The sequence below is a fragment of the Streptacidiphilus sp. MAP12-16 genome, assembly GCF_041262165.1.
Taxonomy (GTDB): Bacteria; Actinomycetota; Actinomycetes; order Streptomycetales; family Streptomycetaceae; genus Streptacidiphilus.
In genome coordinates this window covers 1-17,048 of sequence record NZ_JBGCBY010000020.1, presented here as the reverse complement: position 1 = coordinate 17,048, position 17,048 = coordinate 1, and the positions used below count along the sequence as shown (strand labels likewise).

1 protein-coding gene is annotated in these 17,048 nt (G+C 69.2%); it reads right to left on the bottom strand.

Translation table 11 applies throughout. The features are described from left to right. Positions 1-27 precede the first annotated feature (27 nt). Entirely contained in the window at positions 28-16,992 is a 16,965-nt protein-coding gene (locus ABIA33_RS24735; protein WP_370084620.1) for a type I polyketide synthase, read from the bottom strand. Between the last annotated feature and the right edge of the window lie 56 nt (positions 16,993-17,048).

The following is a 17,048-nucleotide window of genomic DNA, read 5'->3' as shown; positions in this document are numbered from 1 at the left end:
GTGCTGAGGTCGTAGCCGCCGCTACGCTCAGCCCCTGCCGAACTTCTTGTCGATGTAGTCGAAGATCTCGTCGTCGCTGGCATCGTCGATGTGCTCCGTGCCTGCGCTGATTCCGGTCGTACCCCTGACGTCGTCCCAGGTCGCGAGCAGAGCCTGCAACCTGACCGCGATCTGTGCGTGGGCGGCGTCGTCGGGGGCAAGGGCGGCCAGGTCGTCGGGAGCGATCGAGGAGAGTGCGGCCTCCAGACGGCCGAGTTCGCCGAGGAGCTGCCGCGCAGGCTCCTGGCCTTCGGGGGCGACCTCGGACCGCAGATAGTCGGCCAGCAGGGCGGGAGTCGGGTAGTCAAAGACCATGGTCGCGGGCAGGCGCAGCCCGGTGGCCGTATTGAGCTGGTTGCGCAGTTCGACGGCGGTCAGCGAGTCGAAGCCGAGCTCCCGGAAGGCCCGGCCCGGTTCCACCGACTGCGCCCCGGGGTAGCCGAGGACCTGGGCCACCCGGCCCCGTACGAGCTCCAGCAGCACCCGGTCCCACTCCGCCTCGGGCAATCCGGTCAACTCGGCCAGCAGCCCGGCCGATTCGCCGGTATCCACGGCAGCAGGCTGACCCGCCTCCAGTGCCCGCTGCACCTCGGGCAGATCCCCGATCAGCGGCCGAGACCGCGCCATGCTGAACGCCGGCGCGAACCGCTCCCAGTCGACATCGGCGACCACCGACGTGGCCTCACCGCACTCCAGCGCCCGCTGCAAGCCCAGCAACGCCAGACCCGGCGCCATCACCAGCAGACCCTGCCGAGCCAGATGCCCGGCCACCACCTCATCGGCAGCCATACCGCTCTCGGCCCACGGCCCCCACGCCACCGACGTCCCCACCAGACCACGCGACCGACGACCCTCCACCAACGCATCCAGGAACGCGTTCGCCGCCGAATACCCCGCCTGCCCACCACTGCCCCACACACCGGCAATCGACGAGAACGCGACGAAGGCATCAAGATCAACACCCTCCAGCAGCGCATCCAGATGCACCGCCCCAGACACCTTCGCCTCGACAACAGCCGCCAGGCCGGCCACGTCACTGTCCATCAACGGCGCATCGACAGCCACACCCGCCGCGTGCACCACACCCGTCAAGGGCAACTCCGCCGGTACCAACGCCAGCACAGCCGCCAGCGCATCGCGATTCGCCACATCACACGCAGCGATCGTCACCTGAGCGCCCAGCCCGACCAGCTCGTCCCGCAACTCGGCCGCACCCGGCGCACCCGCCCCGCGGCGGCTCGTCAGCAGCAGGTGCTCGGCTCCATTGCGCGCCAGCCAACGCGCCACCTGCCCGCCAAGGGCCCCCGTGCCGCCGGTGACCAGGACCGTCCCGCGCGGCTGCCACGCCTGCACGGCAGCATCGCCCTGCCCCGCGCGTCCCACGCGGCGGACAAACACACCCGAGGACCGCACCGCCAGCTGGTCCTCACCGCCCGCACCGGCGAGCACGCCCACCAAACGGGACAGCGCCCGCTCGTCCGCCCTCTCCGGCAGGTCGACCAGACCGCCCCAGCGCTCCGGGTGTTCCAGAGCCACGACCCTGCCCAGACCCCACACCAACGACTGCGCGGGACGGTCAAGACGATTCGACCGACCCGTCGAGACCGCACCCCGCGTCAGGCACCACAACGGAGCCGGCACCCCGGCATCGCCCAGCGCCTGCACCAGCAGGACCGTCGACGCCAGACCAGCGGGCACAGCCGAACACGCCGTATGCGGCACCTCGTCCAGCGCCAGCAGCGACAGGACGCCCGACACCGGACCGCACTCGGCGAGCGCCTGCCCGAGTCGTTCAGCCACGCCGACGCGGTTGACAGCAGCCTCGTCGAGGGTGATCTGCCGAACCTGCGCACCCTGACGCGTCAGCGCCCGGACGGCGCCCGAGGTCCACGGGTCCTCGCTGTGTCCGGCCGGAACGACCACCAGCCACGTCCCGGAGACCGCACCCGACGCCGCATCACCGACCGGCTTCCACTCGACCCGGTACCGCCAACCCTCCACCGTCGACTGCTCGCGGCCCTGCCGACGCCACGCCGACAACGCCGGCAGCAGAACACCCAAAGGTCCCTCGCCCGCAGCCTCCACCTCAAGCGTCTCGGCCAGCGCTTCGAGATCCTCCCGTTCCACCGCCTCCCAGAAGCGGGCGTCCACCAGGTCGGCCGCGACCGGGCCCACGGAGTCGCCCTCGCCCGAGCCGACGACGGTCGGCCAGTAGCGCTCGCGCTGGAAGGCATAGGTGGGCAGGTCGACCCGCTTCCCGCCCCGGCCCGCGAACACCGCTTGCCAGTCCACCGCCACGCCCCGGACGTGCAGTTGGGCGAGGGCGGTGGTCAGGGCCTGGGCCTCCGGACGGTCGCCGCGCAACGCCGGGGCGAACACGGCCGCGGCGCTGTCGGCCAGGCAGTCCTGGCCCATCGCACTCAGCACGCCATCGGGGCCGAGCTCCACGAAGGTGGTGACCCCTTGAGCCTCCAGCGTCTGCACAGCGTCGCAGAACCGCACCGCCTGGCGAACGTGCGCCACCCAGTACTCGGGCGAGCACAACTCCACGGCGGTCGCCACCGCACCCGTCAGCGTCGAGACCACGGGAATGCGAGGTGCGTGGAACTCCAGGCCATCGGCGATCTTGCGGAAGTCCGCCAGCATGCCGTCCATCAGCGGGGAGTGGAAGGCGTGACTCACCGTGAGCCGCTTCGTCTTCCGGCCCTGCTGCTCGAAGTGCGCCGCAACCTGCAGCACAGCTTCCTCGGCACCGGAGATCACCACGGACGCGGGTCCGTTGACGGCAGCGAGGCCCATCTCAGCCTCGCGCCCCGCGAGCTGTGGCAGCACGTCCGCCTCGGACGCCTGCACCGCGACCATCGCGCCACCGGATGGCAGCGCCTGCATCAACCGCCCACGCGCCGCCACCAGTTCAGCCGCATCCGCCAACGACAACACCCCGGCGACATGCGCCGCCGCGAGCTCACCGATCGAGTGCCCGGCCAGGAAGTCCGGCCGCACGCCCCATGCCTCCAGCAGACGGAACAGCGCCACCTCGACCGCGAACAGCGCCGGCTGCGTGAAGGCCGTCCGGTCAAGCATTCCGTCGGCGGTGAGGACCACCTCGCGCAGTGGACGCTCCAGGTGGGCGTCCAGATGCGCGCACACGTCGTCGAACGCGTCGGCGAACACCGGGAACGCCGCGTACAACTCGCGGCCCATGCCCACGCGCTGACTGCCCTGCCCGGTGAACAGGAACGCTACCCGGCCTTCCTGCACCGAGCCCGTCACCAGATTCGCCGCAGACTCACCCGCAGCCAGCGCCGCCAGACCCCGCAGGATCTCCTCATGCCCGCTCGCCAGCACCACCGCACGGTGCTCCAGCGCCGCCCGCCCCGTCACCAACGAGAAACCCAGGTCAGCAACGCTCGGCTCGGACGGACCCTCGACCAGGGACCGCAACTGAGCCGCCTGCGCGCGCAACGCCTCCTCGCTCCGCCCGGACAGAACCAGTGGCGCAGCCGTCGCCCCGGGCGGGGTGACCCGCTGCTCCTGTTCATCGGCCCGTGCGTCGTCCGCCCAGACGGCCGCCTCTTCCAGGATGGTGTGGGCATTGGTGCCGCTCATACCGAAGGAGGACACCGCCGCCCGGCGCGGGCGGCCGGTCTCCGGCCACTGCGTCGACTCCGTCAGGAGCGACACGGCACCCGCCGACCAGTCCACGTGCGGCGACGGCTGGTCCACGTGCAGGGTCTTCGGCAGCACACCGTGCCGCATCGCCATCACCATCTTGATGACACCGGCGACACCGGCGGCGGCCTGCGTGTGCCCGATGTTCGACTTCACGGATCCGAGCCACAACGGCGACGCAACGCGGTCCTGGCCGTAGGTGGCGAGGAGGGCCTGCGCCTCGATCGGGTCACCCAGCTTGGTACCGGTCCCGTGCGCCTCGACCGCGTCCACCTGATCCGCCGTCAGCCGGGCATTGGCCAGCGCCTGCCGGATCACCCGCTGCTGCGAGGGCCCGTTCGGCGCCGTCAGACCGTTGCTCGCACCGTCCTGGTTCACCGCGGAGCCGCGCACCACCGCCAGCACCGGGTGCCCGTTGCGGCGGGCATCCGACAACCGCTCGACGAGCAGCATTCCGACCCCCTCACCCCACCCGGTGCCATCCGCGCCGTCCGAGAACGCCTTGCACCGCCCGTCGGTCGAAAGGCCGCGCTGGCGGCTGAACTCGACGAACGCGCCCGGGGTGGCCATCACGGTCACACCACCGGCCAGAGCCAGCGAGCACTCGCCCTGCCGCAGCGCCTGCACCGCCAGGTGCAGCGCCACCAGGGACGAGGAGCACGCCGTGTCCACCGACACCGCTGGACCCTCAAGGCCGAAGGTGTAGGACAGTCGGCCGGACACCACACTCGCCGCGTTGCCCGTGCCCAGGAAGCCGCCGAACTCGTCCGAGGCGTCCATCGCCAGTTGGAGGTAGTCCTGGCCATTGGTGCCGACGAACACCCCTGCCTGGCTGCCACGCACCGTAGCGGGGTTGATCCCGGCCCGCTCGAAGACCTCCCACGTGGTCTCCAGCAGCAACCGCTGCTGCGGATCCATCGCCAACGCCTCACGCGGCGAAATCCCGAAGAACCCCGGATCGAACTCGGCAGCGTCGTAGAGGAAGCCGCCCTCGCGGGCATACGTCGTGTGTGCCTGAGCAGCGGGGTCGGTGCTGTACAGAGACTCCAAGTCCCAGCCACGGTCGGTCGGGAACCCTGAGATCGCGTCGCCACCGGAGGCCAGCAGCTGCCACAGCTCCTCAGGGGTGCGGACACCGCCGGGGAAGCGGCAGCTCATCGCGACGATCGCGATCGGCTCGTCGTCGACGGCAGTCTCCGCGACTGGCGCGGTCAAGTCGCCGACCTCGCCCAGAAGCTCGGTCCGCAGGTATTCGGCGAGCGTGCCCGCCGTGGGGTAGTCGAAGACCACTGTGGCGGGCAGCGCGAGACCCGTCGCCTTGTTGAGCTGGTTGCGCAGTTCGACGGCGGTCAGTGAATCGAAGCCGAGCTCCCGGAAAGCCCGGCCCGGTTCCACCGACTGCGCCCCGGGATAGCCCAGCACCGCAGCCACCTGACCGCGTACGAGCTCCAGCAGCACCCGGTCCCGATCAGCCCCGGCCAGCCCGGCCAGCTCGGCACGCAAACCGGCCGATTCGCCGATCGCCACGACGGCGGCCTGACCGGCCTCCAGTGCCCGCTGCACCTCGGGCAGATCCCCGATCAGCGGCCGAGACCGCGCCATGCTGAACGCCGGCGCGAACCGCTCCCAGTCCACATCGGCGACCACCGACGTGGCCTCACCGCACTCCAGCGCCCGCTGCAAACCCAGCAACGCCAGACCCGGCGCCATCACCAGCAGACCCTGCCGAGCCAGATGCCCGGCCACCACCTCATCGGCAGCCATACCGCTCTCGGCCCACGGCCCCCACGCCACCGACGTCCCCACCAGACCACGCGACCGACGACCCTCCACCAACGCATCCAGGAACGCGTTCGCCGCCGAATACCCCGCCTGCCCACCACTGCCCCACACACCGGCAATCGACGAGAACGCGACGAAGGCATCAAGATCAACACCCTCCAGCAGCGCATCCAGATGCACCGCCCCAGACACCTTCGCCTCAACAACAGCCGCCAGATCAACCAACTGGGTATCCATCAGCGCAGCGTCAGCAGCCACTCCCGCAGCATGCACCACGCCCGTCACCGGGAACTCCGCCAGGAGCTCCGCGAGGGCATCCCGGTCGGCCACATCGCACGCCGCCACCGTCACCTGTGCACCCAGCGCGAGCAGCTCGTCCCGCAACTCCACGGCACCCGGCGCATCCAATCCACGACGACTCGTCAACACCAGATGCTCGGCACCGTTGCGCGCCAACCAACGCGCCACCTGCGCACCCAACGCACCCGTACCACCGGTAATCAGCACCGTCCCACGAGGCTGCCACATCGCACCCGGGGCCTCCTGCCTGGCGGACCGTACCAACCGACGCGCGAACACACCCGAGGACCGCACCGCCACCTGGTCCTCAGCATCTGCGCCACCCGTCAGCACGCCCACCAGACGCGACAACGCACGCTCGTCCGGGGTCTCGGGAAGGTCCACCAGACCACCCCAACGCTGCGGGTGCTCCAGAGCCACGACCCTGCCCAGACCCCAGACCTGTGCCTGCACCGCACTGACCAGCCGCTCCGAACGCCCGGTCGACACCGCACCCCGCGTCACGCACCACAGCGGAGCACTGATCCCCGCGTCACCCAGCGCCTGGACCAGCGCAACCGTCGACGCCAGACCCGCAGGCACCGCCGAACACACCGCGTGCGGCGCCTCATCCAGCGCGAGCAGGGACAGCACACCCGCGACCGAGCCGGCACCCGACGCGTCCTTCACGCGCTCGGCAAGCCCGGCGCGCTCCACACCCGCCCCATCGACCTCGACCTGGCGGACCTCGATGCCGCACCCCGCCAACGCCCCGACCACACCCCGTACCGCAACGTCCTCGCTGTGGCCTCCCGGAACCAGCACAACCCACGTTCCCGAAGGCGCCCGCGAGGCCGCATCGGCGACCGGCTTCCAGGTGACCCGGTACCGCCAGCCATCCACCCTCGACTGCTCACGACCCTGCCGACGCCATGCCGACAATGCCGGCAGAAGGACCCCCAGAGGCCCCTCGCCCGCAGCCTCAACCGCAAGTGTCTCGGCCAGCGCCTCAAGATCCTCGCGCTCCACCGCCTCCCAGAAGCGCGCGTCCACCGGGTCGGCCGACGAGGCAGCCGGGGCCGGCGCGACTCCCTCCAGCCAGTACCGCTCGCGCTGGAAGGCGTAGGTGGGCAGATCCACGCGGCGGGCACCTCGGTCGGCGAAGACCGCCTGCCAGTCCACCGCCACGCCTTGCACATGTGCCCGGGCCACGGCCGCGGTCAGGATCTGGACCTCGGGCCGGTCACCGCGCAGCGCCGGGACGAAGACCGCCGTGTCGGTGTCGGCCAGGCAGTCCTGGCCCATCGCACTCAGCACCCCGTCCGGACCCAGCTCGACGAAGGTGGTGACCCCCTGAGCCGCCAATGTCCGTACGGCGTCGCTGAACCGCACCGTCTCGCGGACATGCCGCACCCAGTAGTCCGCCGAGCACAACTCTTCGGCGGTCGCGACCACACCCGTCAAGGTCGAGACGATCGGGATGTGGGGGGACTGGAACTCAATCCTGTCCACGACCTCGCGGAACTCCGCGAGCATCCCCTCCATCAACGGGGAGTGGAAGGCGTGGCTCACGCTCAGCCGCTTCGTCTTACTGCCAAGCTCCTCGAAGTGCGCCGCAACCTGCAGCACGGCTTCCTCAGCGCCAGAAATCACCACCGACAAAGGTCCGTTGACCGCCGCGATCCCCATCTCAGCCTCGCGGCCTGCCAGCAGCGGCAGCACCTCAGTCTCGGATGCCTGCACCGCAACCATCGCACCACCGGACGGCATCGCCTGCATCAACCGGCCACGAGCCGCAACCAGTTGGGCCGCATCCGCCAGCGACAACACTCCGGCGACATGCGCCGCCGCCAGCTCGCCGATGGAATGCCCAGCCAGAACGTCCGGCCGAAGACCCCACGCCTCCAACAGGCGGAACAGCGCCACCTCAAGGGCGAACAACGCCGGCTGTGCGAACCCTGTCCGGTCCAGCAACCCACCAGCCGCAAAGACCACCTCACGCAGCGGACGGTCGAGGTGCTGGTCGAGCTCTGCGCACGCCGCGTCCAGAGCCTCGGCGAACACCGGGAACGCCGCGTACAACTCGCGACCCATACCGAGGCGCTGGCTCCCCTGCCCGGTGAACAGGAACGCAGTCCGACCTCCTACCACCGACCCCCGGACTACCTGGGCAGCCGGCTCATCGGAGGCCAGCGCTGCCAGCCCACGCAGGAACTCATCCCGCTCGCCGGCCACGACCACCGCGCGACGCTCCAACGCCGCGCGACCCGTTGCCAGCGAGAACCCCACATCCACCGGTGACAGCTCCGACTGCCCAACGACCAGAGACAGCAACCGTCCGGCCTGCGCACGCAAAGCGTCGTCGTTCTTCGCCGACAGCATCCACGGCACCACGGTGGCTCGGACCGGAACGGCCGTGGTCACCGGCTGCTGGGCGGGGGTCGGGGGTTGTTCGAGGATGGTGTGGGCGTTGGTGCCGCTGATCCCGAAGGAGGACACCGCCGCCCGGCGCGGGCGTCCGGTCTCGGGCCACGGCCGCGCCTCGGTCAGCAGTTCCACCGCGCCCGAGGCCCAGTCCACCTGCGCCGACGGCTCGTCTACGTGCAGCGTCCGCGGCAGCACCCCGTGCCGCATCGCCATCACCATCTTGATGATCCCGGCAACACCCGCGGCGGCCTGCGTGTGACCGATGTTCGACTTCAACGACCCGAGCCAAAGCGGCGACGCCTCGTCACGGTCCTGCCCGTACGTCGCCAGCAGAGCCTGCGCCTCGATCGGATCACCCAGCGTCGTGCCCGTGCCGTGCGCCTCGACCGCGTCGACCTGATCCGCCGACAGGCGGGCATTGGCCAGCGCCTGCCGAATCACCCGCTGCTGCGACGGACCATTCGGCGCCGTCAGACCATTACTCGCACCATCCTGATTCACCGCAGAGCCACGCACCACCGCCAACACCGGATGCCCGTTGCGGCGAGCATCCGACAGCCGCTCCACCAGCAGCATCCCGACACCCTCACCCCACCCAGTACCATCCGCTGACGAGGCAAAGGACTTGCAACGCCCGTCGGTCGAAAGGCCGCGCTGGCGGCTGAAGTCGACGAAGGTCTCGGGGGTGGCCATCACCGTGACGCCGCCGGCCAGGGCCATGGTGCACTCGCCCTGCCGCAACGCCTGGATCGCCCAGTGCAACGCCACCAACGAGGACGAGCACGCCGTGTCCACCGTCACCGCCGGACCCTCAAGCCCCAACGTGTACGCCACCCGACCCGAGGCGATACTCCCGGAGTTACCCGTACCCAGGTAACCCTCGACCCCCTCCGGCAGCTCACCGATACTCGTCGCATAGTCGTGGTACATCACCCCCGCGAACACCCCGGTCCGACTGCCCCGCACCGTGGCCGGATCGATACCCGCCCGCTCGAACGCCTCCCACGAGGTCTCCAACAGCAACCGCTGCTGCGGATCCATCGCCAACGCCTCACGCGGCGAAATCCCGAAGAACCCAGGATCGAACAGACCCGCATCATGCAAGAACCCGCCCTCACGGGCATACGTCGTACCCTGATGATCCGGATCCGGGTGATACAGACCCTCAAGATCCCAACCACGACCCGTCGGGAACCCCGAGACCGCATCCTGCCCCGCGAACACCAACCGCCACAGATCCTCCGGAGACTCCACCCCACCCGGATACCGGCAGCTCATCCCCACAATCGCAATCGGCTCATCATCCAGCGAAACCACCGAATCGACCGCGACCGCCACCGGCGCCTCACCCACCAGCTCCACACGAAGGTGCTCGGCCAGCGCGGCCGGAGTCGGATAGTCGAAGACCAACGTCGCCGGAAGCCGCAGACCCGTCACCGCATTCAACGCATTACGCAACTCCACAGCGGTCAAAGAGTCGAAACCGAGCTCCTTGAACGCCCGACCCGGCTCCACCGCCTGCGCACCCGCATACCCCAACACCCCCGCCACCCGAGCACACACCAACTCCAGCAGCACCCGCTCACGCTCACCACCCGCCAACGCCAACAGACGATCCACCAGGGACGAACCTGTCGCCGTCTCCGCCGCTCCGACCTCAACCGCCCGTCGACCCGGCTTCCTGACCAGACCGCGCAGCAGCGGCGGCAGGGTGCCTGACACCGACTCGGCGCGCAACGCGGACAGGTCGAGCCGCATCGGCACCAGCACCGCATCACCCGCAGAGCAGGCGGCGTCGAACAACGCCAGACCCTCGTCCGGGAGCATCCCTTGGACCCCGCCACGGTTCATCCGCTGCACATCGAGCTCGGCAAGGCTGCCCACCATGCCACCGTCCGCCCACGCTCCCCAGGCCAGGGAGGTGGCGGCCAGGCCCTGCGCCCGGCGCTGCTGCGCCAGCGCATCCAGGAACACATTCGCCGCAGCATAGTTACCCTGCCCCGGACCACCGAACGTGCCAGCAGCCGAGGAGAACAGCACGAACGCCGACAGGTCGAGGCCCGCGGTCAGCTCGTGCAGGTTCAACGCCGCGTCCACCTTCGGCCGCAACACCGCATCGATCCGCTCCGGGGTGAGCGAAGAGACCACACCGTCATCCAGCACACCCGCCGTATGCACCACACCCGTCAACGGATGCTCGGCAGACACCGAGGCCAGGACCGCCGCCAGCGCCTCCCGATCCGCCACATCACACGCCGCCCACAACACCTCTGCACCCAAAGCGGCCAACTCATCACGCAGCTCCAGCGCACCCGGCGCCGAACCACCACGACGACTCACCAGCAGCAGACTCCGCACACCATGCTCGACCACCAGATGCCGCGCAATCAGACCACCCAGCATCCCCGACGCACCCGTCACCAACACCGTGCCACGCCCACCGAACACCGGCTCCTGGGCGCCAGCCGCAGCCGCCGCGACCCGCGCCAACCGAGGCACCAGCACCGCACGACCACGCACCGCCAACTCCGGCTCACCGGAGGCGAGAGCCCCAGCCAAGGCCTGATGCGATGCCCCCCGGCCGTCCAGGTCGTCCAGGTCGACCAGCACGATCCGATCGGGATTCTCCGCCTGCGCGGACCGCACCAAACCCCACACCGGCGCATCTACCAGATCGTCAACACCCGCAGACCCAGCAGCAACCGCACCACGCGTCACCAACACCAAACGCGACCCGGCAAACCGTCCATCCGCCAACCACCCCTGCACCACACCCAACACGCCACGCAACGCCGAACGCACCGCACCAGCCACATCACCGGCATCTCCCAGCGGCTCCACCGCAAGGAACACCTCGTCAGGCAACGCCGCACCCGCATCCACCGCGGCACCCAACGCCGACAGATCCGAATACGCCTCAGCCACCGAACCCACCACACCGAGGCCGCCGGCACCCAGCACCGCCCAACGGCCAGACGATGCAGCCGACACCGGCAACGCCGTCCACTCCACCCGGAACAACGACTCCACAAACCCACCGCGCGCCGCCCGAACCTGCTCCTCCGACACCGCACGCAGCGCCAGGGACCCGACCGACGCAACCGGCTGCCCGGACTCGTCCGCCAGCACTAGAGAGACCGTGTCCCGACCTGCCGGAGACATACGCACACGCAACACCGCAGCACCAGAAGCGTGCAGGGTCACGCCGCTCCACGAGAACGGAAGCCGCCCGCCTCCCGTGTCCTCCAGCAGGCTGCCGATGCCGACCGCGTGCAGAGCGGCGTCGAGCAGGGCTGGGTGCATACCGAAGAGCGCCGCATCATCGTGCGCGCTCTCCGGCAGACGGATCTCGGCGAACACCTCGTCGCCCCTGCGCCAGGCCGCCCGCAGACCCTGGAACACCGGACCATAACCGAACCCGGCCCCGGCCAGACGCTCATACAGGTCCCCGACCTCAACCACCACCGCACCAACCGGAGGCCACTCCGACAGCTCAAACGACACCGAATCAGCACCAGTAGCCAGCACACCCGTGGCATGCCGCGTCCACGGCTCGCCACTCACCGCGTCGTCAAGACGCGAATGCAGACTCAACGCACGGCGCCCCGACTCGTCGGCTCCGCCCACTTCAAGCTGCACCTGGACGCCGCCCTGCTCGGGCAGCACCAGCGGCGCTTCCAGTGTCAGCTCCTCCAACACGTCGCAACCGACCTCGTCGCCCGCCCGAACTGCCAACTCCACAAACGCAGTGCCGGGCAGCAGAACCGCACCCATCACCACGTGATCGGCCAACCAGGGATGCGTCCGCACCGACAACCGACCCGTGAAGAGGAACCCGTCTGCCGCGGCCAACGACACCGCTGCTCCCAACAAGGGGTGGTCGGCCTCGCCCAGACCGGCCGCCTTGACATCGCCTGGGTTCGAGAGCACAGGCTGTGGCCAGTACGACTGGTGCTGGAAAGCGTAGGTGGGCAGGTCCATCCGCTGCGCGCCCTGGCCGGCGAAGACCGCCTGCCAGTCCACCGCCACGCCGCGCACATGCGCCTGGGCGACGGCGGTGTTCAGTGCCTGAACTTCGGGGCGGTCGCCGCGCAGTGCCGGGGCGAATGTCACTGCGCCGGCGTCGGCCACGCAGTCCTGGCCCATGGCGCTCAGCACGCCGTCGGGGCCAAGTTCGACGAAGGTAGCAACCCCGTTGGCTTCGAGGGTGTGGATACCGTCCAGGAAGCGGACGGCTTCGCGGACGTGGCGCACCCAGTACTCGGGCGAACGTAGATCGGCTACTGCGGCGAGCTGTCCGGTCAGGGTGGAGACGATCGGGATGCGGGGCGCTTCGAAGGACATGGTCTCGGCGACGCGGCGGAAGTCCGCCAGCATGTCGTCCATCAGCGGGGAGTGGAAGGCGTGGCTGACGGTCAGCCGTTTGGTCTTGCTGCCCTCGGCTGCCAGCAGGGCCGCCACCTCCAGCACGGCGTCCTCGACACCGGAAAGCACGACGGCGTTCGGACCATTGACCGCCGCAATGCCCACCTCGGCCCCACGGCCCGCCAGCAGCGGCAGCACCTCCACCTCGGCGGCCTGCACCGCCACCATCGCCCCACCGGACGGCAACGCCTGCATCAACCGACCACGCGCCGCAACCAGAGCGGCCGCATCCGCCAACGACAACACCCCGGCCACATGCGCAGCCGCCAACTCACCGATCGAGTGTCCGGCCAGGAAGTCCGGCCGCACACCCCACGCCTCCAGCAGACGGAACAGCGCCACCTCGACCGCGAACAACGCCGGCTGCGTGAACTCGGTCCGGTCCAGCATTCCCTCGGCGGTGAAGACCACCTCGCGCAGCGGACGCTCCAGCTGGCCATCCAGATGCGCACACACCTCGTCAAACGCATCTGCGAACACCGGGAACGCCTCATACAGCTCCCGGCCCATGCCCACACGCTGACTACCCTGCCCGGTGAACAAGAACGCAACCCGGCCCTCGACCACCGAACCCTGCACCACGTTCGCCGCCGACTCACCCCCAGTCAGCACCGCCAACCCGCGCAGGAACTCCTCACGCTCACCAGCCACGACCACCGCACGACGCTCCAACGCCGCCCGACCCGTCGCCAACGAAAACCCAAGGTCTGGCAGAGCCACCTCAGGCAAGCTCTCGACGAGAGACCGCAACCGCTCGGCCTGCGCCCGCAGAGCCTCGTCGCTCTTCGCCGACAGCACCAAAGGCACTGCAGCGGCCTGAACCGGGCGGTCCGTAGTCGCTATCTGCTCAGCGGGGGCCGGGGCCTGCTCGATGATGGTGTGCGCGTTTGTGCCACTCACACCGAAGGCGGAGATGCCTGCACGGCGGGGCTGGCCGATCTCCGGCCACGGCGTGGCCTGCGTCAACAACGACACACCACCCGCCGACCAATCCACCTGCGGAGTGGGCTCATCCACATGCAACGTCTGCGGCAACACCCCGTGCCGCATCGCCATCACCATCTTGATCACACCAGCCACACCCGCAGCCGCCTGCGTATGCCCGATGTTCGACTTCACCGACCCCAACAGGAGCGGACGATCCCCAGCCCGCTCCTGGCCGTAGGTCGCCAGCAGCGCCTGCGCCTCGATCGGATCACCCAACCGAGTACCCGTCCCATGCGCCTCCACCGCATCGACCTGCCCCGCCGACAAACCCGCCGACGCCAACGCCTGCCGAATCACCCGCTGCTGCGACGGACCATTCGGCGCCGTCAGACCATTACTCGCACCATCCTGGTTCACCGCACTACCACGCACCACAGCCAACACCGGATGCCCATTGCGCCGCGCGTCCGACAACCGCTCCACCAGCAGCATCCCCGCACCCTCACCCCACCCCGTACCATCCGCCGCACCCGCGAACGCCTTACACCGCCCATCCACCGACAACCCACGCTGCCGACTGAACTCCACAAACAAGTCCGGCGTCGACATCACCGTCACACCACCAGCCAACGCCAACGAACACTCACCCGCACGCAACGCCTGCACCGCCAGATGCAACGCCACCAACGACGCCGAACACGCCGTATCCACCGACACCGCCGGACCCTCAAGCCCAAACGTGTACGACAACCGCCCCGACACCACACTCGTCGCCGTACCCGTCAAACGATGACCCTCTGCGCCTTCCTGGCCCTCAGTCAGGAGGGAGATGTAATCCTGACCGTTGGTACCAATGAAGACACCTGACTGGCTGCCGCGTAGGGTCGCAGGGTCGATACCCGCCCGCTCGAACACCTCCCACGAGGTCTCCAGCAACAGCCGCTGCTGCGGATCCATGGCGATCGCTTCACGCGGGCTGATTCCGAAGAACGCCGCGTCGAACTGCGTCGCGTCCTGAAGGAAAGCACCCTTGCGGGTGTAGATCTTGCCGATCCGGTCCGGGTCCGGGTCATAGAGTGACTCGATGTCCCAACCACGGTCTGTTGGGAAGTCAACCACCGCGTCGCCACCCGATACGAGCAGCTGCCACAGCTCCTCCGGGGAGCGGACGCCGCCGGGGAACCGGCAGCTCATCGCCACGATCGCGATCGGCTCGTCATCCACCGGTGCCAGCGGAAGCGCAACCGGCACCGCGACCTCAAGCTCCTGACCCAGCAGCTCGGACCGCAGATACTCAGCCAACGCCGCCGCCGACGGGTAGTCGAACACCAACGTCGCCGGCAACCGCAGACCCGTCGCCGCATTCAACCGGTTCCGCAGATCAACCGCCGTCAACGAATCAAAACCGAGCTCCTTGAACGCCCGACCCGACTCCACCGCCTCCGACCCCGCATACCCCAGCACCGCAGCAACCTGCATCCGCACCAGGTCCAACACCACCCGATCCCGCTCCACCCCCGACAACCCAAGCAAACGCTGCACCAGGGAGGATCCGGTGGTGATCTCCGCGCCCTCAACTCGCGACTCGGCAGCAGCCAGGAAACGCACAACCTCGGGGATCTCGTCGAACAGGGTGGTCCGCCGGACGGCGACGAACTCCGCGGTGAGCCTGTCCCACGTGATGTCGGCGATGGTAAGCGTGACATCGTCGTGGTCCAGGGCCTGCTGCAGAGCTGTGATCGCCAGCCCCGGAGCCATGCCCAGCACACCGTCACGGCGCAGCCGCTCGGCCACCACCACATCCTCGGTCGCCAACCCCGCATCCGCCCACGCACCCCACGCAATCGACGTAGCCGGCAAACCCTCGGCACGACGCTGCTCAGCCAACGCATCAAGGAACGCGTTCGCCGCCGCATAGTTGCCCTGACCCGCGCTGCCGACGGTGCCCGCCATCGACGAGAACAGCACGAACGCAGAGAGATCAAGATCTGCGGTCAGCTCGTGCAGGTTCAGCGCCGCCGCGACCTTCGCCCGCGCCACCCCCGCAAACCGCTCCGCCGTCAGACCATCCACCACACCGTCATCCAACACACCAGCCGTGTGGAACACACCCGACACCGGGAACTGCGCCAACAGCTCCGCCAGCGCCACCCGATCCGCCACATCACACGCCGCCACCGTCACCTCAGCACCCAAGGCGACCAGCTCGTCCCGCAACTCCACGGCACCCGGCGCATCCAACCCACGACGACTCGTCAACACCAGCTGCTCGGCGCCGTTACGCGCCAACCAGCGCGCCACCTGCGCACCCAACGCACCCGTACCACCAGTGACCAGCACCGTCCCACGAGGCTGCCACGCGGAAGCCGACGCCTCCGGCCGCACCGCACGCACCAACCGACGCGCGAACACACCCGAAGACCGCACCGCCACCTGGTCCTCAACACCCGCACCCGCCAGGACACCCAACAGACGCGACAGCGCCCGCTCATCCAGGATCTCGGGCAGGTCCAGCAGACCACCCCAGCGATCCGGATGCTCCAGAGCCACCACCCGACCCAGACCCCACACCTGCGCCTGCACCGCACTGACCAGCCGCTCCGAACGACCCGTCGACACCGCACCCCGCGTCACACACCACAACGGAGCACCCACACCCACATCACCCAACGCCTGCACCAACGCCAGCGTCCCAACCACACCAGCACTGACCCCACCAGCAGCCGGAACCACAACCTCATCCAGCGCCAACAACGACAACACACCGGACACCACGCCATCCGCGAGCACCTGCTGTAGCGACTCGGCCACAGCGGTACGGTCGGCATTCGCACCGTCAAACTCGATCTGCCGGACGTCTACTCCCCGCCCGGTCAGGGCCCGCGTAGCCTCCGTCAGCCAGCCGTCCTCGTCATGTCCGGATGGAACGACGATCAGCCACGTGCCGGACGAAGGACCACTCGGGGTCTCGCTCACCGGCTTCCAACTGTCCCGGTAGCGCCAGCCGTCCACTGTGGACTGCTCGCGGCTCTGCCGACGCCACGCCGACAGAGCCGGCAGCACCGAACTCAGCGGCTGGTCGCCATCCAGATCCAGAACCGAGGACAACGCCTCGAGGTCACCACTTTCGACGACCTCCCAGAAGCGTGCGTCCATCGCATCGACGGGCACCTCGACCGCCGACACAGACCCAGTCGACTCGAGCCAGTAGTGCTCGCGTTGGAAGGCGTAGGTGGGCAGTTCGACCTGCCGGGCGCCCCGGTCCGCGAACACCGACGACCAGTCCACCCCCACACCCCGCACCTGGACCTCCCCCAACGACGCGAACAACCGCTCCAGGCCACCCTCACCACGCCGCAACGTCCCCAACGCCACCGCATCGCGCCCAGCCGCATCAATACTCTCCTGCACACCCATCACCAACACCGGATGCGCACTCACCTCAACAAACGTCCCAAAACCCTCATCCAACAACGTCCCGGTCGCCTCCGCGAACC